Source organism: Haloarchaeobius pelagicus (assembly GCF_051207375.1).
In the GTDB taxonomy this organism is placed as follows: domain Archaea; phylum Halobacteriota; class Halobacteria; order Halobacteriales; family Natrialbaceae; genus Haloarchaeobius.
In genome coordinates this window covers 1,956,595-1,983,130 of sequence record NZ_JBPJZD010000001.1, presented here as the reverse complement: position 1 = coordinate 1,983,130, position 26,536 = coordinate 1,956,595, and the positions used below count along the sequence as shown (strand labels likewise).

The 26,536-nt window shown below is 66.0% G+C and carries 24 protein-coding genes; 11 read left to right on the top strand and 13 right to left on the bottom strand.

The genetic code is table 11. The features are described from left to right. The first annotated feature begins 8 nt into the window (after nt 1-8). A complete protein-coding gene (locus tag ACSC1S_RS10455) occupies nt 9-1,382 on the top strand; it encodes an NAD(P)/FAD-dependent oxidoreductase (protein WP_435364237.1) in 1,374 nt (457 codons plus the stop codon). A 71-nt stretch (nt 1,383-1,453) separates the two neighbouring features. Beyond that, on the top strand, nt 1,454-2,716 hold the full coding sequence (locus tag ACSC1S_RS10450; RefSeq protein WP_435364236.1) for an NAD(P)/FAD-dependent oxidoreductase: 1,263 nt from the start codon (nt 1,454-1,456) through the stop codon (nt 2,714-2,716). 408 nt (nt 2,717-3,124) lie between these two features. Here ACSC1S_RS10450 and ACSC1S_RS10445 read toward each other — a convergent pair whose 3' ends face one another. The 3 genes from ACSC1S_RS10445 to ACSC1S_RS10435 all read right to left on the bottom strand — a co-directional run bounded on the left by ACSC1S_RS10445 (nt 3,125) and on the right by ACSC1S_RS10435 (nt 7,935). After that, nucleotides 3,125-5,530, bottom strand: coding sequence for a DUF2309 domain-containing protein (locus tag ACSC1S_RS10445; protein WP_435364235.1), 2,406 nt, complete (start codon nt 5,528-5,530; stop codon nt 3,125-3,127). Continuing rightward, the gene (locus tag ACSC1S_RS10440; protein ID WP_435364234.1) at nt 5,520-7,004 is read right to left on the bottom strand and encodes a proton-conducting transporter transmembrane domain-containing protein; all 1,485 of its coding nucleotides are present in this window, start codon (nt 7,002-7,004) and stop codon (nt 5,520-5,522) included. The genes ACSC1S_RS10445 and ACSC1S_RS10440 overlap by 11 nt, the downstream gene beginning before the upstream one ends. A 445-nt stretch (nt 7,005-7,449) precedes the next feature. Further along, nucleotides 7,450-7,935 (bottom strand): Lrp/AsnC family transcriptional regulator, encoded by a 486-nt coding sequence (locus ACSC1S_RS10435; protein WP_435364233.1) that lies wholly within the window; start codon nt 7,933-7,935, stop codon nt 7,450-7,452. 198 nt (nt 7,936-8,133) lie between these two features. Between ACSC1S_RS10435 and ACSC1S_RS10430 the strand changes: the two genes are divergently transcribed. From ACSC1S_RS10430 to ACSC1S_RS10415, 4 genes are all read left to right on the top strand, one after another. Continuing rightward, nucleotides 8,134-9,816 carry a potassium channel family protein gene (locus ACSC1S_RS10430; protein ID WP_435364605.1) on the top strand — a complete coding sequence of 561 codons (1,683 nt, stop codon included), beginning with the start codon at nt 8,134-8,136 and terminating at the stop codon, nt 9,814-9,816. 75 nt (nt 9,817-9,891) lie between these two features. Then, nucleotides 9,892-10,692, top strand: a complete 801-nt coding sequence (locus ACSC1S_RS10425; protein ID WP_435364232.1) for an HpcH/HpaI aldolase family protein — start codon at nt 9,892-9,894, stop codon at nt 10,690-10,692. Nucleotides 10,693-11,112: 420 nt separating this feature from the next. Beyond that, on the top strand, nt 11,113-12,021 hold the full coding sequence (locus ACSC1S_RS10420) for a bile acid:sodium symporter family protein (RefSeq protein ID WP_435364231.1): 909 nt from the start codon (nt 11,113-11,115) through the stop codon (nt 12,019-12,021). A 364-nt stretch (nt 12,022-12,385) separates the two neighbouring features. Next, a complete protein-coding gene (locus ACSC1S_RS10415) occupies nt 12,386-13,552 on the top strand; it encodes an outer membrane protein assembly factor BamB family protein (RefSeq protein ID WP_435364230.1) in 1,167 nt (388 codons plus the stop codon). A gap of 37 nt (nt 13,553-13,589) precedes the next feature. Here ACSC1S_RS10415 and ACSC1S_RS10410 read toward each other — a convergent pair whose 3' ends face one another. Further along, nucleotides 13,590-14,702 carry a pyridoxal-phosphate-dependent aminotransferase family protein gene (locus ACSC1S_RS10410; protein ID WP_435364229.1) on the bottom strand — a complete coding sequence of 371 codons (1,113 nt, stop codon included), beginning with the start codon at nt 14,700-14,702 and terminating at the stop codon, nt 13,590-13,592. 114 nt (nt 14,703-14,816) lie between these two features. After that, entirely contained in the window at nt 14,817-15,215 is a 399-nt protein-coding gene (locus tag ACSC1S_RS10405) for a Rieske (2Fe-2S) protein (RefSeq protein ID WP_435364228.1), read from the bottom strand. A 103-nt stretch (nt 15,216-15,318) separates the two neighbouring features. Here ACSC1S_RS10405 and ACSC1S_RS10400 point away from each other — a divergent pair, with 103 nt between their 5' ends. After that, the gene (locus ACSC1S_RS10400) at nt 15,319-16,317 is read left to right on the top strand and encodes a hypothetical protein (RefSeq protein WP_435364227.1); all 999 of its coding nucleotides are present in this window, start codon (nt 15,319-15,321) and stop codon (nt 16,315-16,317) included. Nucleotides 16,318-16,685: 368 nt separating this feature from the next. On the opposite strand, the gene ACSC1S_RS10395 is transcribed toward ACSC1S_RS10400, so the two are convergent. The 3 genes from ACSC1S_RS10395 to ACSC1S_RS10385 all read right to left on the bottom strand — a co-directional run bounded on the left by ACSC1S_RS10395 (nt 16,686) and on the right by ACSC1S_RS10385 (nt 19,314). After that, nucleotides 16,686-17,090: a hypothetical protein gene (locus ACSC1S_RS10395; protein ID WP_435364226.1), complete on the bottom strand. Its 405-nt coding sequence runs from the start codon at nt 17,088-17,090 to the stop codon at nt 16,686-16,688. 128 nt (nt 17,091-17,218) lie between these two features. Further along, nucleotides 17,219-18,274 (bottom strand): dipeptide epimerase, encoded by a 1,056-nt coding sequence (locus ACSC1S_RS10390; protein ID WP_435364225.1) that lies wholly within the window; start codon nt 18,272-18,274, stop codon nt 17,219-17,221. Then, on the bottom strand, nt 18,271-19,314 hold the full coding sequence (locus ACSC1S_RS10385; protein WP_435364224.1) for a DUF1611 domain-containing protein: 1,044 nt from the start codon (nt 19,312-19,314) through the stop codon (nt 18,271-18,273). The genes ACSC1S_RS10390 and ACSC1S_RS10385 overlap by 4 nt, the downstream gene beginning before the upstream one ends. A gap of 138 nt (nt 19,315-19,452) precedes the next feature. Between ACSC1S_RS10385 and ACSC1S_RS10380 the strand changes: the two genes are divergently transcribed. Both ACSC1S_RS10380 and ACSC1S_RS10375 read left to right on the top strand, forming a co-directional pair. After that, complete coding sequence (locus ACSC1S_RS10380; RefSeq protein WP_435364223.1) at nt 19,453-20,679, top strand: YkvI family membrane protein; 1,227 nt, start codon at nt 19,453-19,455, stop codon at nt 20,677-20,679. A gap of 37 nt (nt 20,680-20,716) precedes the next feature. Then, nucleotides 20,717-21,475: a helix-turn-helix domain-containing protein gene (locus ACSC1S_RS10375; protein ID WP_492766633.1), complete on the top strand. Its 759-nt coding sequence runs from the start codon at nt 20,717-20,719 to the stop codon at nt 21,473-21,475. Nucleotides 21,476-21,542: 67 nt separating this feature from the next. Here ACSC1S_RS10375 and ACSC1S_RS10370 read toward each other — a convergent pair whose 3' ends face one another. From ACSC1S_RS10370 to ACSC1S_RS10355, 4 genes are all read right to left on the bottom strand, one after another. Next, complete coding sequence (locus tag ACSC1S_RS10370) at nt 21,543-23,171, bottom strand: Na+/H+ antiporter NhaC family protein (RefSeq protein WP_435364222.1); 1,629 nt, start codon at nt 23,169-23,171, stop codon at nt 21,543-21,545. A 106-nt stretch (nt 23,172-23,277) separates the two neighbouring features. Further along, on the bottom strand, nt 23,278-23,853 hold the full coding sequence (locus ACSC1S_RS10365; protein WP_435364221.1) for a mechanosensitive ion channel domain-containing protein: 576 nt from the start codon (nt 23,851-23,853) through the stop codon (nt 23,278-23,280). Between the two features lie 52 nt (nt 23,854-23,905). Then, on the bottom strand, nt 23,906-24,574 hold the full coding sequence (locus ACSC1S_RS10360; protein WP_435364220.1) for a DUF2238 domain-containing protein: 669 nt from the start codon (nt 24,572-24,574) through the stop codon (nt 23,906-23,908). Next, nucleotides 24,571-25,179: a hypothetical protein gene (locus tag ACSC1S_RS10355; RefSeq protein ID WP_435364219.1), complete on the bottom strand. Its 609-nt coding sequence runs from the start codon at nt 25,177-25,179 to the stop codon at nt 24,571-24,573. Before ACSC1S_RS10355 ends, ACSC1S_RS10360 begins: the two co-directional genes overlap by 4 nt. 188 nt (nt 25,180-25,367) lie before the next feature. On the opposite strand from ACSC1S_RS10355, the gene ACSC1S_RS10350 reads away from it, so the two are divergent. Then, complete coding sequence (locus ACSC1S_RS10350; protein WP_435364218.1) at nt 25,368-25,634, top strand: zinc ribbon domain-containing protein; 267 nt, start codon at nt 25,368-25,370, stop codon at nt 25,632-25,634. Nucleotides 25,635-25,693: 59 nt separating this feature from the next. Continuing rightward, complete coding sequence (locus ACSC1S_RS10345) at nt 25,694-25,822, top strand: hypothetical protein (RefSeq protein WP_435364217.1); 129 nt, start codon at nt 25,694-25,696, stop codon at nt 25,820-25,822. 3 nt (nt 25,823-25,825) lie between these two features. Here ACSC1S_RS10345 and ACSC1S_RS10340 read toward each other — a convergent pair whose 3' ends face one another. After that, nucleotides 25,826-26,536, bottom strand: coding sequence for a metal-dependent transcriptional regulator (locus ACSC1S_RS10340; protein WP_435364216.1), 711 nt, complete (start codon nt 26,534-26,536; stop codon nt 25,826-25,828).

The window sequence follows — 26,536 nt, the reverse complement described above, 5'->3', positions numbered from 1 at the left end:
AACGAGGTATGAAGCGCGTTGACGTGGCCATCGTCGGCGGCGGGCCGGCGGGCACATGTGCCGCCATGGAAGCGGCCTATCACGGTGCGGACGCCCTCGTCCTCGAGAAGGGCGTGCCGCGAGCCGACCGAGAGGGCCTCGGGCCAGACTCGACGGACGCGGCGGGCATGCTCGACTACTGGGTGGACATCATGGACTTCGACCCCGACGAGTTCCCCGAGGGCATCGTCCTGCAGGAACTCGACGCGGTCGACTTCGTCGGCCCGACCGAGACGACGACCCTCCGCAGCACCGGCATCGACTCCTCCTACGACCGGTTCGGCTACACCTTCCAGCGGGCCCGGATGGACGACTGGCTCCGCGAGCAGGCCGAGGAAGAGGGCGCGAGCTACGAGGTCGGTGTCTCGGTCAAGAGCGTCGATTCCGACCTCGATTCGGAGTACCGCCACACCGTCCACCTGGCCGACGGCGAGGACGTCGAGGCACGCTACCTCGTGCTGGCGGACGGCCCCCAGCGGACCGTCACCATCCCGACGCTCGACCAGTTCATGCCCGAGGGCAAGAGCGTCTCCGACGTGATGAGCCCGCCGACGGCGAACCACATCGCCTACCAGGAGCACCGTGAGGTGCCCGAGGAGGTGTTCGAGGAGACCCACCTCAAGTTCTGGTGGGGCTGGATGCCCGGCGAGACCGCCTACCCGTGGATATTCCCGAACGACGGCAACGTCGCCCGAATCGGCCTGACGATGCCCATCGGGATGACGCTCGACGACGTCGAGGACCCCGACGGCTACCGTCTGCTCGACCCCGAGGACGAGTCGCTCCCCCGCGCCGGCGAGTACATCCGCCGACTGCTGGAGATCGAGTACGGCGACGAGTACGACATCGAGGAGGACTTCCCGCTCGTCGAGGAACGCGGCAAGTCCGGTGGGACCGAGACATACCCCATCTCCTCGACCAAGCCCATCGAGTCCCCGACCGGAGCCGGTATCGCGGTCGCCGGCGGTGCGATGGGCACCACCTCGGCGTTCCACGAGGGCGGCTACCACGTCGCCTGCCGAACCGGTAAAATCGCGGGCCGGCTCGCGGCCGTCGACTCGCTCGACCGGTACAACGAGGTCTGGCGCAACACCATCGGTGACGAGCTCCTGCGCAACGTCACCTTCGCGGACATCGTCGCGGAGTACGGTCCCGACGAGTGGGACCGTACCTTCGAGATGACGAACAAGCTCATCAGCGACGGGAGCGACGGCTCGCTCATCAAGAGCCGCCTCTCGGGTGGACTCTCCGGCATGAAGCTGCTCGCGAAGTACAAGCGCACGAAGCGCTCGCTCCGCAAGAACGGCTACGTCAAGCTCACCGAAGACGACTACACGGTCTGACGGCATTCGATTCCCCGGCAGGCACCGACGCCTGACGACGTGTTTTTGTGCTGGCAGTCGAAGACCCGGGTATGACTCGACCCGACGCCGAGACGGACCCGTTCCTCTCGTACCTCGGCACCTATCGGCTCCCCGACCGGCTCGACCGTTCGGGGACTTCTGCGGCGGTCGTCGGCGGGGCGATGGCCGGGCTCGCCGCCGCCCACGCCCTGCGGACACTGAACTACGACGTGACCCTCTACGAGCGCCAGTCCTACGACGCAAAGCGCGTGAACTGTGGTGAGGCGATGACGAACGTCTCGATGCTCCCGATGGCGAAGACCCGCCAGAACGGCTTCGCGAACCACACGCCCGCCTTCGACGTCGAAGTATACACCGGCGACACCGATGACCGCCAGCTGGCTGGCAAGGGTCGGTTCCCCTCCGAGCACGGCTACGTGACCGACCGCAACCTCGTCGAGCGAACGTGGGCCGAACAGCTCGCCGACCGGGGCGTCGACGTGGTCGAGAACCACGGCGTCACGAAGGCCGAGTTCGAGTCGCTCCAGCACGACCACGACCTCGTGGTCGACGCGACCGGCCAGCCCTCGATGGCCAGCAAGGTCGAGGGCGAGACGGGCGAGTACGCCGGGGCGATGACCGCCCTCAACGCCGACGTGGAGGGCGACTTCTCGGACCTCTACCCCGACTCCCTCATCATCTTCGAGAACTACCTGGGCTACTCGTGGGCCTTCCCGAAGTCGAAGACGAGAGCCAACGTCGGCATCGGCTGGGCCCAGGACAAGAAGCCCGGCGACTACATGGAAGCCTTCGAGCGCGCCTGCGAGCGCAACGACTGGCCGGTCCCCACCCGCGAGCAGGCCAACGTCTACACCATCCCGCGCGGCCCCTCGCTCGACCCCCGGCGGACCTACCTCCCCGAGAAGCGCGTGGTTCGGGTCGGCGACGCCGCCGGTATCGCGAACCGCTTCACCGGCAAGGGCATCTCCCAGGCCGTCGAGTCCTCGTATCTGATGGCGAAACTCGCCGCCGAGAACAAGCTCGTCGACTACCCGAACCACCTCTACAGGCGACTCCGGAACGAGTACCGCCTCGCCTACATCGTCCGCGGTGCCCTCGAAGACGGTCGCCCGGACCTCCTGGGTGGCGTCATGGACGCCGTCTCCGGCATCGACGTGGAGGAGGTCGACCGCAACCCGAAGAAGGCGTTCCTGCGCCTCGCCCGCCACCCGAAACTGCTCGCCGGACTGCTCAAGAACGAGACGATGCGAACCCGGCTCTACCGCGCCTACACCGACGACTGGGAGTACAAACACATCCCCGGCGCGGTCTGAGCCAATACGATGTGACGGGGTCGGCCTGCGTCGAGTCGCAAGACCTTACCCCGGTGGCCGGCTACTCCCGGGTGCGTGCCACAAGTCCCCGCTCCGAGCGGACCCATTTCGGCAGCGATGACGAAGCGGAGAACCCAGGTACGCGATATCGAACTCGCCGGTCGCAGTACGCGGCCAGCCGAGTCGGCTTCGGTCGATTCGGAACCTCGGCAGCAGTGGCAGTCCTGCCCGCCCGGCACGAGGGTTTCCCGGTTGACGCGGCACGCCGCCAAGGGATGATACCGGTCGTTAGTGTTCCGGGCGTACATTCTGTTATCGCCAAGAGGCGTCCGTAGCCCTCAGCTACCGTTCAACGAATGCATCAGAACAGTTCAGCCACGGGTGTCCACTGCGAAGACGGACCGGAGCTTAGTCGTCTGCGACAGCCGTCGGGGCGACTCTCGCTGGCTGCGCCTCGAGCTGTTCGGACACCGGCGTCCACTCCAGGTTCTCCTCATAGTGGAACGCACGATGGCGCTGCGTCGGGTCGACGACCGTCATCGAGAACCAGCCGTTGTCCAGTAGCTGGGTGATCTCGCCGTTATCGGCCAGAATATCGGTGACACGCTCGACTGGAGCGTGGACGACCGTCGAGAGGCGGAGGGGCTGATGGTGCAGTTCGTCGTCGGCAGCCATCAGCGACTGGAGCGGGAGGCCGGTCATCAGGTCGCCCCCGTTGCCCTGGTAGACGCCGACGTTTCCGACCGGGTTCTGGGTCACCTTTGACCCGCTCCCGTAGACGGCGTTGTCGACGGTCGAGAAGTAGTACTGGGTGTTGATCCACTGGGTGACGACCAGCGGGCCCGCGAAGATGGCTTCGAGTGCGTCGCCGTCGGGGTCGGTCGACCAGTCGTACGAGTGGAGGAAGGCGCGGCCGTCGAGGTCGAGATTGCTGGTCAGTTCGCGGGGCCCGATGACGAAGCCAGCGTTGCCAGCCAGTCCCCATTCGGGACGCGTCTCGGCCCAGTCGGCGGCCCTGCGCTTGGTCTCGCTGACACCCTTCGATTCGGCAGCGTCCATCGACGCTGTCCGTTCGGCGGCCGCGTTCTCGCGAGCGGTGGCGAGGTCAGCACGCAACTGCTCGATGTCGGCAGTGTGGCTCTCCGGCACGTCGTGGTCGTACAGCTGGACCTCGTCGGTCGTCGTGTTGTGCTCGCCGGCGACGAAGACGGTGTCGTCGGGGATGTCGAAGCCGCGGTCACGGAGCGCCGTCTTGACGTCCTGGTCGTTACAGATCGCCGCGAGGACACGGGCATTCGGACCGCCCGGATTGCCGGCACAGGCACCACAGTCCAGACTCGAATCGTACGGGTTGTTCGTCGTCTCACTGGCGTGGCCGGTGAAGACCACGAGGCGGCTGAACTCGTCCCAGCCCATCAGTTCGAAGGCGGTGGCGGCGTACTCGACTTTCTCCTCGGCGGTCAGCCCGACCGGGAGATCGCCGGCGTAGGTGTACTGGTGGTGGACGACCTGGTCACAGAACTCGTGAGAGTCGGGCACCGCGTCGTCGGCAGTGTCGAACAGGTCGGCGACGCGGCCGGGAACGAGCGTGCGGGCCGCGAGCGCCAGCCCGTATCCACTGCCAGCGTTCTCCACGAAGCCGAAGGCGGTGGCAGGGTTCGATTTCAGCGTCTTGACGACTCCGCTCGCGGCCTCGCGGATGCTCGACCACCGGTCGTGGGTCGCCTGCGTGTCTCTGTCGGTTGGAATCTCGCAAACGTGGTGCTCTGGCTCGAGAATCGGCGGACAGGCATCGACCGACACCTCGGAGTCGTATCCCTGGTACTCCATCGGGATGCCGAAGAAGCCGGCGTAGCCGTGGGTTTCGTAGTCGCCCGTGGCCTCGATGTGCCGGCGGATGACCTCCGACCGGGTGTCGATACAGAAGACCAGCTGGGCGTCCGGGCGGCCTGCGGACTCGCGCTCGTCGAGGGACTGGCTCTCGGCGGCGACGCTCTCGACGAGTTCGGTCCGGTAACTTGCCTCCCAGGCGTTCAGGAACGCTTCCGCGAGTTCGTCGGCGGAGTCCGCGTCGGTGCTCTCGGGACCGGTCGCGGGGTCGATGTCGGCACCGAAGCTCTCGAGCAGCGAGAGGCGGACCGCGAGATAACCCGCAAGCGTGATCGGGTGGGTCGACTGCCAGACGTCCTCCTTCTCGGCGCGCTGCTTGATGAAGCCGGCCCAGCCGGGGAGCGCGGCCAGTTGTTTCTCGAAGATGGGGACCCACTGGCTCTCCGGGTACGGTTCCAGCACGGCTTCGATGGCTTCGAGTGGCGTCTCGGGCAGCGCTGGGGCGGCGCACTCGTCGGGGACGTCACCGTCGTGTGCAGCGACGTCCCGGAACGCGGTGTAGAACCCGGCCTCGCGGTTCGGCATCGACCACTGCGCACAGCCCTCGTCGAGGAAGGAGGACAGCCACTTCGTCAGCACGTGGTCGACCTGCTCGGTGGCGGTGTCCGGGTCAGCCGAATCGGCGGTGGTGTCCATACGCGCAAGCAGCGTCTCCGGGTCGTCCTCGAACCCGCGTGCTTCGAGCTCCGAGTCGAGTAGCTCGGGGTCGATCTGGCCGGCGTCGAGCGCTGCCTGGAACGCCGCCGGATTCGGATAGCCGCGACCACCCAGCAGGTGGCTCGCCTGGGTCACCGCCTCGCCGAACGGCAGGTGTTCGAACCCCGAGAGGGGGTTGGCCGTGACGAAGGAGTGGAGCGGCCACACCGACCCGACGGTGGTCGCTGCTTTCTCGATGCTGTTCTGGATGGTGGTTTCAGTGTTCATTGTAGTCCTCCTTGGTTGTCAGCACGGTGCTGGATGGGGGTTGACTCGCGTTCACGAGCAGCACGTAGAGACGCTGGCTGCGTTCGTGGATGCCGGTCTCCATGGCGCCGTAGATGGCGAGGAAGACGACGGCCACGATGACGTGGAGCACGGTCAGGTCGGTCGGCGCAGTGACGACGGGGAGCCCGGTCAGGAGTCCCAGGATCGTCTCGTAGACGAGGGCGTAGACGGTGATGGCCGGGAGGAAGACCAGCGGGACCGCGCCGTAGCGGACCATCGCCGGGAGCGAGGCGTGCTGGACCACGCTACGGGCCGCATGCAGCGTGGTGAGGACCACGAACAGGACGAGCAGGAGCCCGGTGTCGAGTTTCGTCCCCTTCCCCGTCAGCGCCGCGAACAGTGCGCCCCCGGCGAGTCCGGTCAGGAGCGTGACGGCGACACCGACCACGCTCGTCGTGTTCCGGGGCGTCCCCGTCGGGCTGGCGTGTTCGACCTGTGCGCCCGCGCCGAGGAACTGGTAGGCTTTGTAGAACCCGTGTAACACGAGGTGGGTGATGGCGGCCCCGAAGAAGCCGAGGCCGGCCTGCAGTATCATGAATCCCATCTGCCCAACCGTCGAACAGGCCAGTTTGCTCTTGACGTCCGACTGGACGGATTTGAGGAGCTTTCCGAGTAACGCGCTGGCCGCGCCGACGCCGGCGACCACGAGCATGAGACCGGGGTCGGCGGTGATGACCGGCGCGAAACGGAGGAGCAGGATTCCGCCTGCGTTGACGAACCCGGCGTGCATCAGTGCCGACGCCGGCGTCGGTGCGGTCATCGAGGAGAGGAGCCAGGTGTGGAACGGGAAGAGCGCAGACTGGATCATCGCGGCGAGCACGAGGGCACACGCGGCGACGAGCCACAGCGGCCCCCCGAGCGTCCCGGACGCCGTGGCGAGACCGGAGACGGTCGTCGCCCCGGTCGCCCACCACAGCGTCGTCAGCGCGACACCGAGGAGGACGCTGCTGGCGAGGAAGTACCGGCGGCCGACCGTCGCCGCCGCCTGTGCCTGTTTCCAGCCGGTGGCGGTGCCGATGAGTTTCGCCATCAACAGGCCCATCGCCAGCCACAGGAACCCGAACAGGGCGATGCTGTCGGCCGCGACGAGTCCCATCACGACCAGGGTGAAACCGAACACGGTGCCGAAGAACTCAGTCTCGTGGTCGCTCCCCGCCATGTAGCGGCGCGAGTAGCTGTGGACGATACCACTGAAGAAGGTGACGACCACCCACATCAGGACGGTCAGCCCGTCGATGGCGACCACGCCAGGAACCTCCCACGCGCCACCGAACTGGGCTCGGGCGGCGAGTGCAGCGATACTCGCGGCGAACAGCGACCACACGAGCCACGTGAATGCGACGGGCACGAGCGGCGAGTCGACCGTCGTGTCCGGGAGTGCTCCGACCGTCCTCTTCGAGGTTTGTCCTGACATCGTTTGTCCACCGTAACGACTCCTCCTGGCAACCGAGACGAATCGGTATACCAGTATCAGTCGTCTTCACCCGAACGGTGAACAGATTGACTATTAAATCTACTCATTTTCACAAATTGTTCGCATAATACTTGATTATAGAACGTTATGGTTTCTCACACCGTGCGGGTGGGCAACTGCGCATGGAACACGAGAGAACAGAGTCGAGCCGCGTCCCGTTCATCCACGGGCAGTCTTCTGCTGTTCGCGCGCGGCAGTACCAGCTATCGATGTTTGGGGACAGTTCGGTCGCGAATAGAGAGATTCTTACCGAATTGTTCGGGATTCCTTCCGGAGATACCAGACCAATCTGGTCCGATACGTGGGTACGGCGGTGCACGCAGTACTCGTCCTCGTCGGGCAGTCGTCCGACGCCATCGCGCGCGGACGGCTGACACGTCTTCGATTATTGGTCGGTCTCCGTGCGCCCGCCGGAATCGAATTTCCCGAACGGCGTCGTCTCGTGGCTCCGAACGAGGACTTCGTCGGTGACGTTGAGTCCCATATCGAGCAGTTCCTGTGCCACGGGCGTGATGTCGCCGTCTGACTCGCCAACGGCAGTCACGAGGAGGTTCTGTTCGCCGGTGACCAGTTCCTGAACCGACACGACGCCGTCGATCTTCAGTATCTCGGGGACGAGTTCACCACGTCTGGGTATCGACGCGGTGCAATAGAGCATCATTCGAAGCGGATAGCCCGACTGCTGATAGTCGATGCTGGCGCTGTATCCTTTGATGATGCCCTCGGATTCGAGACGCGAGATGCGCTTGCGGACGGTACTGTCCGAGGTCCCGGTTCGTTCGGCGATATCTCCGGACGACATGTTTCGGGCATCTTCCTGCAGTGCATAGAGAATCGCTCTATCCACGTCGTCTATCTCCTTGTCAGCCATACCAGTGGGTCCGCGGCAAAGGTACTTTATTTGTAGGTTGCTCCGGTTCCCTCGTTCCCTGCTTTCGCCTTCCAAAGTTCCTGACCTGCCGGGGATGACGTCGTCACCGCAAGAGACCGAGCTCTTGGCACTGACCGGAGAGCAGGGAAGACGTGTATGCCTTTTTCTCGGTTCGATGCAATAATGCAGTATCCGACGATGGTCTCGCTCCCAGAGCCGCTCCGCACACTGAAACCGAGCCGGCGTATCAGACACGTAATCTACTACTTCACCGGTCTGGTGATGCTCATCCTGTTCTACACGGTGGCGTACAACTTTGCGATGGCACGGGTGGAAGGCGTCGAACAGTCCATCTTCGCGTCGTTCGAGTTCGTCATCCAGACGATGACGACCACCGGCTACGGGCAGGACTCGGACATCTGGAGCCACCCTATGATGTTCCTGTTCGTCGCCATGATACAGATATCGGGCATCGCGACGGGCTTTTTCACGCTTCGCCTCATCATCATTCCACTGTTCACCGGTGCAGAGATAAATCTCGACGACCGGCTCAGCTCGAAGAACGGCCACGTCATCATCTGTGAGTACCGCCGGGACTCTGCGGTCCTCCTGGACGAACTCAGGGGACTCGATATCGATTACGTGCTCATCTCCTCCTCCAGAGAGAACGCCGAGGCGCTCTCGAACCAGGGCTACGCGGTGATCGACGGCTCCCCGCAGGAGGCAGAGACGTTCGAACGGGCGAGTATCGACACCGCACGGGCCGTCATCACCGACGCGGGGGACGCGAACGTCAACACGATACTCACCGTGCGGTCGGCCAGACCCGACATCGACCTCATCGCACTGACCGACGACAGCTCTATGACGGACATACTGCGCGACGTCGGCGCGGACACCGTGCTGTCACCACACGGTGTGCTCGGCCATCGCCTCGCCGAGAAGGCCGTCGCCTCGTTCAGTTCCGAACTCAGGGACACCATCGAGATCGGCGGGGACACGAAACTGATGGAGCTCCCGGTCTCGGACTCGAGCGAACTGGTCGGTCGCAAAATCAGGGAGACCCGGGTCAGGGAGCGAACGGGGGCGACCATCGTCGGGGCCTGGATCGACGGCGAGTTGCAGTTACCGCCGAGCCCGGACGCCGTCGTCCGTCCGAACACTGTCCTGCTGGTGTCGGGAAAGGAGAGCGCGCTCAAGGAACTGAGCGAGTTCACCCGGCCCCCTCGCGCGTTCACGGAACACGAGCGCTTCGTCCTCGTCGGGTTGGGGGAGGTTGGTCACGCCGCGAGGACGGTCATCCAGGAAGCGGGCGGACAGGTCGTGACAGTCGATATCGAAGACCGGCCCGAGGTTGACGTGGTGGGCGACGGCGGCTCGCGAGAGGTCTTGCGAGAGGCGGGCATCGAGGACGCCGGGGCCATCATCATCGGCGTCCCCGACGATTCGGTAGCGCTCCTCGCGACGGTGCTGGCACAGTCACTCAACCCGGAGATAGAGGTGCTCGTTCGTGTGAGCGATGCCGACACCACGCAGAAGGCGTTCACCGCCGGTGCCGACTACGTCCTGTCGGTTCCGCGGGTGAGCGCCAGGATGGTCGCCAAGGAGATACGTGGCGAGGACGTGCTCGCGCCGGCGAGCCAGGTCCGTCTCGTCCGTGTGCCGGCCACCCCGCTCGCCGGGTCGACCCTGATGGAGTCGAGTATCTACGAGCAGACCGGGTGTCGCGTCATCGCCATCGAAGACGGTGAGGGAGAGACGGTGGCGGTCGACCCCCAGTGGCAGTTCACCGGGGACGAACGGATAACCATCGTCGGGTCCGACGAGGGGGTGCAGCGGTTCCTCAAGCGGTTCGACGTCACGCCGACCGAGATGTCCTGATACCCGGCTCGTCGATTCTGTGTCGAACGTTTATCGTGCACTAGACATATCCCGGCAGCGGTGGTAGAGAGAGCAATGACACGACAACAACTGTCGAACGGCCTCGCAGCCACCCTGGAACGCGGCGGCGTCGCGCTCGGAGTGCTCGACAACACCTACAGCCCGACACTCGTCGAGTTCTACGGGGAACTCGGCGTCGACTTCGTCTGGCTCGACCTCGAACACGGTGGACCGGACCCGTGGGACGCGGGGCGGATGGAGGACCTGCTGCGTGCCGCAGACCGGACGGACCTCGAACTGCTCGTTCGACTCCCCGGTACGGACCCGACACTGCTCCGTAAATCCCTGGACCTCGGGGTCCGGAACGTGTTCCTCCCACGCGTCGAGACCGCAGCAGAGGTCCGAGCGGCCGTCAAGTCCGCACGGTTCCGCTACGATGGGGCCCCCGGCGACCGGGGGCTCGGGGCACCGCGGGCCAGACGATGGGGACTCGGTGCCGACTACATCGACACGGAAGACCGCGAGACGATGGTCGGCGTCACCATCGAGACGGAAGAATCCGTCGAGAACCTGGACGAGATCCTTTCGGTCCCCGAACTGGGGTTCGTCTTCATCGGCCCCCTCGACCTCTCGGTCTCGCTCGGGCATCCCGGAGAGATCGACCATCCGGCAGTCCAGGATGCGGTCGAGTCGGTTCGCTCTCGGGCCATCGATGCAGGGGTTCCCGTTGGTGGCCTCGGCTTCGGGATGGACGACGTCAACCAGAAGGTGGCAGACGGGTACCAGCTGCTGAACCTGGGGAGTACCACCGGTGCGCTCGAGCAGGCCGTCACCGGCTGGTTCGACGCGTACGAGGGGGAGTCGGCGGAAGAGTAGGGTTGTTGGAGGCAAAAGGACCCTCTCGGACGGCGGAGAATCGGAGGAATCGGCAGGTACCGGACCATGCTGAGCGACAGGTGCCGACGGCGGTGGCGGTCCGCGTCGGCGAGAATCGGCACTGTGTTCGGCAGACAGGAGCCCGGCCACCCGAGGTAGTGTATGGCAGACGTTCGGGGCGGTGCGTTGCTCCCTGTCGGGTGATTACCTCACCCTCACTCTACCGTAAGCGCCCCCCAGCCATAACATGCGCAGATTCTGGCACGTGACGAAACCACCGTGCGGGAACCGCGTAGAACGGCTTCGAGCAGGTGACTCGTCACCGTCGCCCGGGAACCGGAGGCCGTCCCGCCGTGTGTCTCGCGCCGCTCACAGAACCGGTGGCGTAATACGCCGGCCACGGCCACTTCTTTGCAACCAATGGGGACGCGACTCACCGACGCCATCGAGGACTACCTGTTGCTGTGGATACTGCTGTCTGTCGCCGCCGGGCTCGCCGTCCCCGCGGTCGCCGTCGTGACCGAAGCCTCGACCCTCGTCCTCGCGGTGATGATCGGGAGCATCTCGCTGACGCTCTCGGTCGACGAGTTCCGGCGAATCGAGTCGCGAGCGCTCGGGGTCGTCCTCCTCGGGCACGTCCTGATGCCGTTCCTCGCGTTCGCCGTCGCCCACGCCCTCGGTCTCTCGCCCGAACTGACTGTCGGGTTCGTCATCCTCGGTGCGGTCACGCCGGAACTCGTGACGCCGGTGATGACCGAACTCGCGGACGGAGACACGGCGCTCGCGACGACTGCACTGGTGGTCATCGGCGTCGGGAGCGTCGGGTTCATCCCCGCCGTCGTCGCCCTCCTCGCCGGCGGTATCGACGTGCCGACGCGCCCGATCGTGGAACAGCTGCTTCTGGCCGTGGTCGCACCGATGCTACTCGCCGTGGGTCTGCGGGCGTGGCGACCCGACCGTGTCGGGGCCTACGACGAGTTCTACCCCGCCGTCTCCGCGACGATGGTCGTCGTCATCATCGGTGGCGTGACCGCGGCGAATGCGGGCGTCGTCCGGTCGAACCTGTCGCTGCTCGCCGGCGTGGGTGCGGGCGTCGTGGCCCTGAACGTGCTCGGGTACGGCGTCGGCTATCTGCTCGGAACGTGGTCGGCCCGGCCGACCCGTATCGCCTCGGTCCTCTCGGTCGGGATGCGCGATTTCGCCGTCGCCGCCGCACTGGTCATCGCGGCCGGCCTGCCGACCATCGCGTCGCTTCCGGCGGTCGCCTTCGGGGTGGTGGAGATGGCGACGAGCGCGGGGCTCGCGAAGTGGTTCGGTCGGGCGGAGTGAGTCCGCACAGCAGCTCTCGGGGAAAAGCGGTGGTCGGTCAGTCGGTGGCAGACCCGTCCTGAGCGACAGTTGCCGGCAGGGGTGGCAGCCCCCGCCGGCGAGAATCGACACTGAGATTTGGCAGACAGGAAGTCGGCCCACCCCCGGTAGTGTATGGCAGACGTTCGGGGCGGTACGATGCTCCCTGTCGGGTGATTACCTCACCCTCACTCTACCGTAAGCGGTCCCCGGAGATAACACATCCAGTTGCTGAGTGGTGACGAAATCGCGGGGCGGGAACCACGTCGTCTACCACTGGGCCCGCTCCGAAATATCCTATAAAAACTCCGATGCATCTTTCTTCCTCGCAGCGAGACATGTCTGTATGCCCTCCAGCCGCCGTCGGCAGTTCCTGCAGGCTGCTGGCCCTGTCACGATGCTGTCACTCGCTGGCTGCACCATGGTCCAGGAACGTCTCGGTGACCTCCGGCGCAGTGCTCCCGAGCGACGGGTCGCTCCCGACTGGCAGCCCGCACCCGGAACGTGGGCCCAGCAGGGGTACGGCCCCGCGAACACCAACTACAACCCGCATGCGACGCCACCGCGCACCGAGCCCACGGTCGACTGGCGACGCGAGTTCGACTACTCGTCACGCGATGGCGGTTCGTTCGTCGTCGCCGAGGGACGGGTGTTCGTCGAACAGGAGTACGAACTGCTCGCCCTCGACGCCAGCGACGGACAGGTCCTGTGGACGCGCAGTACCGACGCACCGGCGCAACTGGCGTACGTCGATGGCCGGCTCTACCAGTTCAACTGGGACACCCCAGAAGCGGACATCGTCGCCTGGTCGCCGGACGGTGAGGAACAGTGGCGGACGACCATCCCGGACCAGATTCGAGATATCCACGAACAGTCCGGATACGTGTTCGTCGCGGGTCGGAGCCAGTACTGGACGCTCCACGCCGACACCGGGGCAATCGTCCGTGAGCGGGGCGACTGGGTTCGGAACATGGCGACGGCTGGCGAGGGACTGTACGCTGCGTTCGCGGGAATCCTGGTCAGGTACGAGGTCGACGGCCGAACGCTGTCGGAACGCTGGCGGGCGAAAAGCGACTATCCGGCGGTCTCGGGACACCCGGTGGTCGGAGAGGGTCGAATCTACGTCCCGCAGCACAACTTCCTCGACGACGGCGAACCCGTCGTGGTGTACGACACGGCTGGGAAGAAACGAGGTGGATTCGATGGTGACGGAACCTCGTATCTCACCCTCCTCGGCGACGGTTCCGTGCTCGTCCCGACGGAGCGTGACGGTGGTGGCCTCGTCGCGCGACGACCGGACGGCAGCCGACGGTGGCGGGCGGATGTGACGGGGCGAGCCGAGGCGATAGCCGCCGACGGGATGGTGTTCGGCGGGTTTCCACTGACCGCCCTCGATGGCGAATCCGGCGAGCGTCTCTGGGAGCTGGACGTGGGCGGCCCGCGTCGCCTGGCGGCCGTGGACTCCACGCTGTACGTGCGAACCCACGACAGTATGCTCGCGTTGCGGGCCTGAGGTCGGGAACGAGGAGAGTGGGCCGGTTCGTCAGACTCTACAGCCCGGCGACGTCCTCGATGGCGTCGGTCAGGGCCTTGATGGACTCGACGTCGTGTTCGCCCATGTGGCCGATACGGAACGTCTTCTCGCCGAGCGCGGAGCCGTAGCCGTTCGAGAAGACCATGTCGTACTTCTCGGAGACCTCCTCGATGGTCGCGGCGACGTCGATGCCCTGCGTGTTCTCGATGCAGGCCACCGTCTGGGACTCGTAGCCCTCCTCGGGGAACATGTCGAAGTGCTCGTACGCCCAGTCACGGGTGTACTCGGCCATCTCGCGGTGGCGCTCGCTGCGCCCCTCGTGGCCCTCCTCGAGCATGTACTTCATCTGCTTTCGGTAGGCCAGCATGACCGGAATCGCGGGCGTCGAGTGCGTCTGGCCCTTGCGGTCGTAGTAGTCGATGCAGCGCTGGAAGCCGCCGTACCACGACGCCGAGTCCTTCGAGACCTCGCGGTCGTAGGCGTCCTGGCTGACGGTACAGATGGCGAGCCCCGGGGGCATCGCGAACGCCTTCTGGGAGGACGCAAAGAGCACGTCGATGTTGTGCTCGTCGATGTCGACGTGATCACCACCCAGTGACGAGACCGCGTCGACGACGAAGTAGGTGTCCGGGTACTCGGCGATGAGGTCGCCGATCTCCTCGATGGGGTTACGGACCCCGGTCGAACTCTCGTTCATCACCGTCGCGACCACGTCGTAGTGCTTGTCGCTGGATTCGAGTTCTGCGCGGATGTCCTCCGGCTTGATCGCCTGCCCCCACTCGTACTCGAGTCGGTCGACGTTCTTCCCCAGTCGCTCGGCGACGTTGGCGTGGCGCTCGCTGAAGCTGCCACAGGTCGGGACGAGGATGTTCTCGTCGACGAGGTTGAGCGTCGAAGCCTCCCAGAACTCGGTGCCAGAGCCCGTGAGGATGATGACGTCGTTATCGGTGCCGAGGAACTCCTTCGTGTCCTCGACGATGGTCGTGTAGAGGTCCGTCATCCGGTCCATGCGGTGGCCGAACATCGGTTCGCACATCGCGTCGATGACGTCCTCGCGCACCCCGGTCGGGCCCGGGATATACAGTGTCTTGTCCGGATAGTCGTCCGTGTATTCGCGTTTCTCGGTCACTGAACCACCTGAATACGAACCACTGCGTCGCGGGGTATGATGGTACTTGTGATACCGGACCCATTGACGGGGCGGGACGCGAGAGGACCGCGGATGGTCGATACTGCAGTCCCGTCAGTAGAGACCCAGCGGGCGACAGGCGTCGAACCGGTCGTCCGTGAGGTACACCGCGCCATCCTCGACTACGACGGCGATGGGTGTGAGGAACTCCCCACGGCACGGCCCGCGGGTGCAGAAGCCGTCGTCGCAGTTGAACTGTGCACCGTGTTTGTGACAGACGATCTGCTCGTTCGTGACGAGTGCACCGAGGCCCCGGTCGAGTTTCACGTCGGGTTCGTGCGGACAGGCGTTCTCCCACGCGAGGACCGTCTCTCCCGCGCGACAGAGGATGGCCTCGATGCGATACCCGCCAGCTTCGACCTCGAACCGGAGCGTCCCGTTCGGGGGTATCTCGTCGAGTGTCGCGATTCGCAGATGCTCGAGTGCCGGGTCGGAACCGGTGTCGATGCCCATGCAGATGGTTTTAGGCGGGCCTAAAAAAGCGTTGTCGAGGGGGTCTGAGTACTCACCTGTTAGGGAGTATCGTGATGCACGACGGTCGCCTCGACTGCAGGTAATGAAGATAGTCCGCGCCGGCGTGGTCCTCCTCGTGCTCTGCCTGCTGGCGGTGCCCGTGCTGGCACACGTGCCGAGTTTCCCCGTCGACAATACCAGTCCCGAGCGGGCGGTCGAGGTCCCGGACGCGGTCAAGTCGTGGTCGTTCTACGACCGGCTCGACACGGGTGACGCGAAGTACTACCGGTTCTCGCTGGACGCTGGCGAGCGACTCCAGGTGTCGACGTTCACACCCCGGGACGGCGAGTTCACTCCTTCCATCGTCGTGATGAGTCCGTCGCTCGACGGGACCGAGGGCGTCCCGGCTGGCGTGACCGTCCCCGACGGGATGGGCGCTGTCGTGGTCGAAGGCGAGCGACCTGCCCAACCTGGCTACGAGCCGTTCGCGCCGTCGGCCAACTACCAGACCGCCGAACTCTCCCGGTCGGTCGAGTCACAGACGACCTACCTCGTGGCCATTTACGAACCCGAGAACCGGAGCGGCCCGGCCGGTGTCGCCCTCGGCTACTCGGAGGAGTTCTCGCCGGTCGAGTACCTGACCGTCCCGTTCGACCTGGTCCAGACACACCTCTGGGAGGGGAAGCATCCGCTCGTCGTCCTCGGCCCGTTCATGCTCACGGTGCTGGTCGGACTGAACCTCGTCTGGGAACGGCGAGGCCGCGACTGGCTACAGACGCCGGCGCTGGTGCTGCTGGCCGCTGCCGGTCTGGTCCTGGTCGGAACCGGCGTGAACACGCTCGTCCAGATGGGGCTCGCGCTGTGGCACACCGGCCCGACCGCCGGGGCGGTGGTCACTGCCATCTTCGTCGTCGTCCCTGTGGTCTGCGGGCTCTGGGCGGTCCGACTCGCGCTTCGGACGGACGGGACGGTGGCCGTCGGAACCCGGCTCGGGCTCGCGGTCGCAGGTGTCCTGTCGCTGGTGACCTGGGGTGGGTTCATCGTCGGACCGGTGGTGTTGCTGGGGATGGCTCTGGCTCCGGCGCGACTGGTAGAGGCGTAGGAAGCGGCGAACCGGACACACCGTCTCGTGTCCGTGCTCGGCGATGGTGTAGAATGGAGGCCGGGTACGAAGTGGCAGACCCGTCCTGAGCGACAGTGGCCGGCGGCGGTGGCAGTCCGCGCCGACCGAGATCGGTACTGAACTTGGCAGGCAGGAAGTCGGCCCACCCCCGGTAGTGTATGGCAGACGTTCGGGGCGGTACGTTGCTCCCTGTCGGGTGATTACCTCACCCTCACTCTACCGTAGGCCGTCCCCGAAAATAACACGTCCAGTTCCCGACTGGTGACGAAATCACGGGCCGGGAACCCGAGATCGGGTGCTGTCATGGCTATTCCGCGTGCGACCACGGTCCGGGGCGACCACGACACTCAGGACAGCCACGAGCCGTCGGCCACGATACCGCCACGGTAGGTCCAGACCCTGCTGCGGCCGACCAGCACGCCCCCCTTGCCGCCGGTCGTCAGCTCCGCCTCGCTGAGCTCGCCGTCGCGGTACGTCGCCTCGAGCTCGACCGTCGTGTCGACCTCGGCCTCGAAGCCGTCGTAGATGAACGCCGGACACGGCTCCGGGCCGGTCCCCTCGCGGCGGAGTCTGATGTCCACCAGCGCCTCACCGTCCGCGCCGGTCCGGTGGGTCACCGACACACGTTCGAACTCCTCGGGGGCGACGTCGACTGCTGCCTCGGCGAGGAGCGACTCGAAGGCGCGCGAGTCACGGAACCGTCGCTCGTATCGTCTCGCTTCGGCACCGTCGAGCTGGTGCTCCTCGACCATCTACCTGAGTATCGTCGAGGAGCCTGATGAGTGCTCTGGCAGAACGGTGCCAGTCCGTGCGGGACTGGCGGGAGTCGAACGCGGAGGAACGGGAGGTGTACCCGGGGCGAGGGACGGCGCTGCCGGGGCTACGAACCCGGTTCGACGCCGTGCCCCGGTCCCGACGGGGCGATGGTCGGGCCGAAGGCGGTGTCGGTGACGTCCTCGGCGAGCAGGAGGTTCCCGTCGAGGTCGACGTAGTCGAACGCGCCGAGGCCGGCCACGAGGTGGGCACTCGTGTGGATGCCGACCGCGCTCTCCAGCATACAGCCGACCATCAGCTCCAGGTTCGCCCCCCTCGCGATGTCGGCGATGGCCGCCGTCTCGAGCAGGCCGGACTTGCCCAGTTTGACGTTGATGACGTCGGCCGCGTCCTCGCGGACGACCCGGATGGCGTCGGCGGGCGAGAAGACGGCCTCGTCGGCAGCAACCGGCACGGAGACGCTGTCTCTGACCCGGGCGAGCCCCGCGATATCGTCCTTCGCGACCGGCTGTTCGAGCAGGGCGAGGTCGATGCCGCGCGCGGCGAGGCCCTCGACGAACCGCTCGGATTCGGCCGGGGTCCACCCCTGGTTCGCGTCCACCTTCAGCGTCGCCTCCGGGGCCGCCTCGTGGACGGCGACGACCCGTTCGAGGTCGGCGGCGACGCGCCCACCGGTCTTGACCTTGAGCTGGTCGAAGCCAGCCTCGGCCGCAGCCCCGGCCCGCTCGCCTGCCGTCTCGGGCGGCAGGATGGGCACCGTCAGGTCGGTCTCGACGGGGGTCGCGGGCCCGCCGAACAGCTCCGAAAGCGGAATCACCCGCTCGCGACAGTAGGCGTCGAGGATGGCCGTCTCGACCGCGAACAGGGCCGAGACGGCTCCCGGGAACGCGTCCCGGAGTTCACGCACGAGGGCCCGGTAGTTCCGCACGTCGCGACCTTCGAGGAGGGACGCGGTGGCCTGGGCCGTCGCGAGCGCGGCGCGCTGGGTCTCACCGGTCACCGGGGGGAGGGGTGAGCCTTCGCCGTACCCCCGGACGCCGGAGTCGGTCTCGACCGTCACGAGTACGTTCCGGGCCTGTTCGCGCGTCCCGAGGCTTATCTCGAACGGCTCCCGGAGGGACAGGTCGTGCGCGCTCGCGGTGAGGCTGGTGATGGTGGTCATAGCGAGTCACGGACCGCGGCGAGCAGTTGGCTCGGCCCGTCGGCCTCGTAGACGTTCGCGGCCGGCAGGTCGTACAGGTCGGCTGCATCCTCGCCGTCGGCCCAGGTCGAGACGGCGGCGACGGGGGCATCCGAGAGCGCTTCGATGGCGCGTCGTTCCGCCTCGACGCCGGCGACCGACAGCCGGTCGAAGTGTGTCCGGGTCTTCCGGGACGGGTCGTCGACCAGCACGACCGCGTCCGGGGCGGCACCCTGCAGAATCGAGAGCGTCACGCCCGAGTACGCGTGGTGCGTGAGGGCTGCCTGCCCTTCGACGAAGACGAACTCGTGGTCCGCTGCGACCGCACAGACGAGGTCCTCGACGACGCCGGCGGTGAAGTCCGCAGGGACGCGGTCGATGACGACCCCGCGGTCCGCACCGATCATGATGCCGGTCTGCCCGGTCGCGACCCAGCCCGCGTCGAGGCCGGCCGCCTGTGCGGCCTGGTACAGTTCGAACGTCGTGGTTCGCTTGCCCACCGCGCAGTCGGTCCCCATCGTCAGGACGACGGTGGCGTCCACGTCGAGGGACCGACCGTCGGCCACGCGCAGGTCGGACTCGGCGGGTGGTTTTCGCACATCGAACAGCGCGACACCACAGTCGTCGGCGAGGCCCTGCCACTCCTCGTCCTCGCTGAGGAAGACGTGCAGCCCCGAGACCACGTCACAGCCCGCGCGCATCGCCTGCTGGATGTCCTCGACCCAGGCGTCCGGCAGGGCACCGCCGGCGGGGGCGACGCCGATGACGAGCGCCGCTGCGTCGGGGGCCGTCTCCAGGGCCTCGGCCATGCTATCGACGACCGGGACGTCCGAAACGTCGTCCCTGCCGAGGACGCTGCCCGCGTCGGAGGCGGCACAGGTGGAGTCGATGACGGCCTGTGCGTCGAACAGCTCGCTGTGCATCACCACGCCGTTGGCGGTCTTCCCCCCCGTCGTGCCGAGTTCGCCTTCCGCGAGCACGATGACGGGCGTTGCCGGGTCGAACGCCGAGTAGAGGTTCATATCCCGGAGTCTCACGGAGTCGACCAAAGTACCAGCACCAGACATGTCCGGTGGGGGTCGGACACCCGTGCGACGACCAGACATGTCCGGTGGTGGGTATTAGCACGATACTCGACCAGTACTCTCCGTAGCATACCCATGTCACAAGCTGACAATCAGAGTACGGCCGCGATATTCAAGCGGCTCGTGAGTGGACGGTTCGGAAAGATAGCCCTGCCGGCGATAATCCTGCAGTCGGTGCTCATCGGCGGTGGCTACGCCAGTGGCCGCGAGGTCGTCACCTACGGCGCGAAGTACGGTTCGGCGGGCTGGTTGTCGATACTCGCCATCTTCGTCGGGTTCACCGTGATGGCCATGCTGACGTTCGAACTCGCCCGGACGTTCCGCGTGTACGAGTACAAGGGCTTCATCAAGCAGATAATCGGGCCGGCGTGGCCGTTGTTCGACGTCATCTTCCTCGCCATGGCGGTGCTCATCATCGCCATCATGGCGTCGGCCGCGGGGAACATCATGGAACAGACCATCGGCATCCCCTACCTCGGTGGCATCGTCGGCATCATCGGGCTGGTCGGCGTCCTGACGTACTTCGGTGCGGGCCTCATCGAGCGCTTCAAGATGGTCGGCACCGGCTTCCTCTACCTCGCCTACATCACGTTCGGCGTGGTCGTCCTGTCCCAGGTCTGGGGTGACGTCACCACGGTGTTCGCGAGCGCGAACACCTCGTACGTGGCTGACGCGGGGCTGGGGTCGGTCCTCTCATCCGGCGCGCTGTACGTCGGCTACAACCTCGCGGTGTACCCGGCCGTGTTCTTCTGTCTGCACCGCCAGGAGACGCGCAAGGAGTCCATCGTCTCCGGCCTGCTCGCCGGGCTGTTGATGACGATTCCGTTCACCCTGACCTACCTCGCACTGCTCGGGTTCTACCCGTCCGAGGCCGTCATGGGTGCCGAGGTGCCGTGGCTGGCGATGCTCGACCAGATCGGTAGCCCGGCCATCATCGCGCTCTACGGCGTCGTCATGGGCTGGACGCTCATCGAGACGAGCGTCGGCCTCATCCACGCCATCATCGACCGCGTCGACGAGAGCATCAACCAGCTGTCGACGGCGACGTTCGAGGACGCCGACGGCCTCACCCGCCTCCAGAGCGGCCTGCTCGGCGGCAGCATCCTCGTGCTCGCGACCATCCTCTCGCGGGTCGGCATCATCGCACTCGTCGCACAGGGATACACCATCATGGCGTACTTCTTCATCGCCCTGTTCGCCATCCCCCTGCTGACCGTCGGCCTGTACCGTATCGTCAACCCGACCGTGACCCTGCCGCTGCTGGACGTCCGGAACAACCGCCCCCAGCAAGAGAGGAATTAACACCGATAGTCAGCAACAGTACGAGGAGACACACATCATGGCACCCGATACACACGGCGAGCCGTCCACGCAGGGCGACGCGCCTGCCGGCGGCCCGACCCCGTCCGGCCAGGACGGCTACCAGCTCGTCCTCAAGCTCTCGCATCCCGACTGCTGGATGCGAGAGGTGACCGCCGAGACGGACGCGCGGTTGCTCGTCAACGCGGTGTATCTCGTCGAGGGGCACGTGAAGACCCACGTCGTCGGCTACGGCGAGTCGACGGCGGCGCTGGACGACCTCGTCAGGGTGACCACCGATTCCGAGCACACCGATTCGGTGACCGAGATGTTCAACCAGCAGGAGTTCGGGAGCGACTCCGTGCTGTCGAACAAGGCGCGCCGGAGCCTGCTCGTGGAGTACGACCCCGACGACAGCATCCACGACGCGCTCGTCTCACGCGGATTCCTGCCCCAGGAGCCCATCCGTATCCGTGACGGGTGGGAGTTCTGGACGGTTGCTGTCGACTACCCGCGCGAGAAGATCCAGGACCGACTGGACGCGGTGCGCGAGGAGAAGGACGCGGACATCGAGGTCCAGAAGATCACGAGCAGGAGCAGCGTCGACGCGCCGACGCTGGACGTCGAGACCCTCTCGGACCGCCAGCGCGAGGTGTTCGAGCTCGCCAGGGAACGTGGCTACTACGACCGGCCGCGGAACGTCTCGGGGAACGAGCTGGCCGAAGAAGTCGGCATCTCGAAGACGACGCTCCACGAGCACCTGCGGAAGGTCGAGGCCAAGCTGCTGGGCTCGAACTGACCGTCGCGACGAGCCAAGCGGCTCTGTCATCGACGTTCGAAAGAAACAGCGAGCGACGCGTGTCGGCTTAGTCGTCCGAGACGCCGAGGTCTGCGTCGTTGTCGTACATCGAGAAGCGTGCGACGTCGATGTGCTCCGAGAGCACGTACGCGCCACCCACGAGCAGGATGAACCCGATGAGCAGCGCCGGGACGGCAGGGAGACCGTAGCCGCTCCCGAGGAACAGGATCGTCGCGATGCTCCCGGCGAGGACTGCGTACGGGATCTGCGTGTTGACGTGGTCGACGTGGTCGCTCGCGGCGAACATCGACGAGAGCACGGTCGTGTCCGAGATCGGCGAACAGTGGTCACCGAACAGCGCACCCGTCAGGATAGCCCCGATGGCCGACGGGAGCGGTGCGCCGAGGTTGAACGCCAGTGGAATGGCGACCGGGAACAGGATGCCCATCGTCCCCCACGACGTGCCGATGGCGAACGAGATGAGCACCGAGGTGACGAACACGATGGCCGGCAGCATCGCGGCGGTGATGACGCCCTCGGAGATGCCGACGATGTACGGCCCGACACCCAGCGTCTGGGAGACGGCACCGATGGACCACGCGAGCGAGAGCACCGCGACCGGGAACATCACCATCTTGAAGCCCTCGAAGATGGCGTCGGAGACCGGTTCGAGCCCGATGCGGGCGTGCCCGACCAGGATGGCGAGGATGCTCCCCGAGGCCGCGAAGGCCGCCCACAGGATGGAGTCGGCCGTCGAGGCGTTCGAAATCGCGTCGACGAGTGCGGTGGTGAGGCCACCGAAATCCCCGTTCGACAGTGGCGTGAGGACGCCACTGATGGTCAGCCCGCCGGTGAACAGCAGGCTGAATCCGGTCATGAACACCAGCGTCACGATGGGGACCGCGAAGTACCACCAGCGCGGCTCGACGTGTTCGGGCGTCTCGATGTCGTCCTCCTGGGTCTCGATGAGCGGGTCCGCCCCGTCACGGAGGACCTTCCCGGTCTGTTCGGCCCGCTGTTCGGCGCGCTTCATCGGGCCGAACTCCCAGTCGGTCAGGATGACGACGAACACCAGCGCCATCGCCAGGATGCTGTAGAACCGGAACGGGAGGCTCTGGATGAACATCACGAACGGGTCGGCCTGGATACCGAGGTTCTCGAACTGCTGGCGGATGAGCCCGACCTCGAAGCCGAGCCACGTCGAGACGACGGCGATGCTTGCCGTCGGCGAGGTCGTCGAGTCGAGGATGTACGCGAGCTTCTCGCGGCTTATCTCGAACTTGTCTGTGATGGGCCGCATCACGGAGCCCGTGATCATCGTCGACGCGTAGGAGTCGACGAAGATGAGCATCCCCAGCATCGAGGTGCCCAGCTCCGCCTGCTTGCGCGTCTGGATGCGCTCGGCGATGCGGGTCGCGAGCGCCGACATCCCGCCGGAGAGGAAGATCATCCCCAGCATCGCGCCGACGAAGAATGTGAACAGCAGCAGTTTCATGTTCCACGTTGCGGTCACGTTGCTCACTACGAACTCCAGCGCGCGGGCCGCTCCTGCGATCGGGTTGTAGCCGACCAGGATGGTTCCACCGAGCCAGATCCCCGAGAACAGCGACAGCAACACCTGTCGCGTCTTGAGGGTCAGGCCGATGGCGACCAGCGCTGGCAGCAGACTGATGACGCCGTACGTTTCTCCGGGCATTGTCCGTCGGGTGCTTCCGGATTCCGATTGAAAAATGTAATGTTTTGCCTCATCTAAACCGAACGTATTGGCGTTCTAACAGGCAGATTCCTTCGAAATCGCCAGTTCAGTTCGTCCCGGCCGCGTCCACCGTCTCGTCGCCTTCTCGCGTCCACTTCTTCTCGACGGTCCCGTTCGCGAGCACGACCACGTCGCCGTTCTCGAGTTGGATGCGCGATTTTCGCAGGCCGATGCTCCTGACCTCGCCGGTGAACCCATCGGTCGTGACGCGGTAGCCGGGGTTGAAATCGGGGTCGCGCAGCAGGTAGACGCCGGCGACCGTGTCGGCGATCATCCCCGAGAGCGCGTAGGAGACACCGAGGGCGATGAAGCCGGTCGCGGTGCCGAGACTGGCGGCCACGTCGCCCATCCCGAGTATCTTCAGGAGCGCCAGTCCGGCGGCGAACCAGAGGAAGACCCCGATGACGGTCACACCGAGGCTAACGATGAGGTCCTGTTCCTCCGGGTAGAGGGCGTCGAGGGCGCTGTGTGCCAGTTTGAGCACTATCTTGATACCGACGTACGAGAGGGTGAGGAAGACGAGTCCCATCACGAGCCGGGGGAACGTGTCGAGTACCCCCTGCTGGAAGGTGGTGAGCGTCTCCTGGACGAGGTCGAGCAGGAAATCGGCTGGGCCAGCCATGGTCGGTGGATGACCGCCCCGGACAAAACGGTTTGGTGACACTACCCGTCGGTCACTCTTCGTCGGCCTGCCCACCCAGCCGGCCGGCGAGTTCGTCGGCGACGCCGGTCAGGTGCGCCGTCCCGAACAGGGCGACGAGGAGGCCGCCGAGCGTGTTGTAGGTGAGGTCGAGGACGGTATCGTCGAGGCCGTACTGCGTGAGGATACTCCCGCTCCCGAGGAGCTGGGCGACCACGCTGATGTAGAACTCGATGAGTTCCCACACCACGCCGAAGGCCATGACGAACACCAGCAGGTAGACGAACAGGAAGCGCGGGGGCAGGACGATGGCATCGGTGTGCTCTTCGAGCGCCCGGGCCACGGCGTAGGCGACGCCGGCGACGAGCGACGACGAGAGCGCGTGGGTCATGTGGTCCCACCACCAGGTCGAGCCATAGAGCGTCGCGAGGTCCGCGCCGGGAAGCGGAAGCGTCCCCAGCGCGTGCAGGAACATCGCGACGGTTATCCACAGCACGAGCCCGACGCTCATCGTGAACTTGTAGTTGCGTTCGAGGTAGGCCGGCAACAGGGTCACGAGGAGGCCGACGGCGGCGTTGATGGCGACGCCCGCGTTCCCCAGCCAGACCCCGACCGACAGGATGCCGAACATGACCGCCTGGAGGGCGTGGACCAGCGTCACCTGCCGGTCCGGCGTAAGCCCGACGCGACGCGCGACGCTCATAGGGGTTCCACCTCCTCGAACGACGGCGCCGTCGCAGGCTGCCGGAGCCGTTTCCGGAAGTACCACCGGAAGATCGCACCGCCGACGAGCCCCCCGAGCAGGGCCGCGGTGAAGATGTGCATGAGTTCCGTGTTCGTCTCGACGAAACTCGTCCCGAGGTACGCTGCCGAGGCAGCCGACCCGACCGCCCAGTAGCCGGCGAACGCGAGCGTCGTGAGCAGAGTGAACGCGACGGCGAACCCCGGCGTCATCCTGACGCTCGTGGTCAACTGGAGCGTCGAGACGAGCAACATCCCGAGGGCGGCGATACCGACGCCGGTGAGGACCAGGGCGACGAGACCGGTCGCTCCCACCGTGTTCCCGAACAGTGGAATCGTCGCGAGGAGCAGCAGTGGCCACGGGACGGTCCGTGTCCACGTGCCCGACACCAGTGCTGGTACGACCGCGATGCCGGCGGCCGTCCCCGCCAGAATCACGTCGACGACCCGGAGCGAAACCAGGCTATACACCGTCGCGACGACGAGGAACGCCACCAGCACCCAGGTGACGACCGCGTTCACCTTCCCGCCCGATACGAACCAGTCCGATTGTAGTTGCTGCGCCATTTCGTACTCCCCCGAGGACCGACCGACACGCATGTGGTAGCCCTTCACATGGGACGAGGAACCAGGGTCGAATAAGGATTGTTCGGTGGCGCTGGGGAATCCAGGGCCAACGCCCCAGTTCCAGTGTTCATCGGCCGGACACGTCTGCTCTCGTCCTTATCAGGAAAGCGCCCGTCTGACTAGGTACCATGGGACTGTTTCGGAAGTTCGGTCGGCGCTTCGGTCGGCTCAGCGAGGAGGCCCGCGAAGCGAAGGAGGCGAACGCGACCTACCGCTGTAGCGAGTGCGAGGCGGGCTTCTACGAACACGAGGGGAAGTGTCCGGAGTGTGGCGCGGCGGTCCTCGTCGAGCGGGATTCGTTCGACGGCCCGGAGGCGGACGACGAGTCCGCGGACGAGGGACCCACAGACGACGAACCGACGCCGGACCCAGCCGAAACCGAGGAGCCAGAGTAAGCATCGGTTCGCGCCGGCTAACGTTGTTGAGCGCGTCCCGAGACGTCTCACCATGGTCGATGGTGGCGACGAAGCGCGGTCGCTGGTTCACGAGACCGTCGGACTGGCCGCGGTACTGGCTGTTTCTTCTGGGAGTCATCTACCTCTGCTCGCACCTGTTCGAAGCGGTCGAGAAACGGGTGACGTGACGCCTACTCGGTCGGCCGGACCAGGATATGGGTCGCGAGCGACTCGGGGAGGCTCTCTCGCCCGGAGTCGCCGTCGACCGACACCGTGACCATCCCGAAGGGTGCGACCTCCTCGACCGTGAGCCGGGCAGCCGGTTCGATGCCGGCAGCGACCAGGTACGAGAGGGTCTCTTCGTCCTGCGTCGTGATGCGGGTCACCTCGACGCGGGACGACTCCGCGACCTCGACGAGGGCGACCGCGTCGGTGTCGGCGCGGACCGCCAGCTCGGCGTCCGGAATCGGGTCGCCGTGTGGGTCGAACGCGGGATGGCCCAGTTTGCGGTCTATCTCCCGGCAGAGCCGGTCGCTGATGTGGTGTTCCAGCGCGTCCGCCTCGGCGTCGACCTCGCTGATCGCGAAGCCGAACTGGTCGGTCAACAGGGTCTCGACGAGCCGGTGCTTCCGGACGACTTCGAGGGCCGCCTGCTCGCCAGCAGGGGTGAGGACGATGGGGCGATACGGCTCGCGGTCGATGAGGCCACGCTCGGCGAGCGTGTCGAACATGCTCGTCACGGTCGGCTGGCTGACGCCGAGGCGGTCGGCGAGCGTGGAGTTCGACACCCGACCTTCCGAGGCCCGTTCGAGGGCGTAGATGTGGCGCAGGTAGTCCTCCATGACCGTGGTCAGGGACCCGGTCTGGTCGTCGTCCGGTGAATCAGGGCTTGCGGTCGCCAT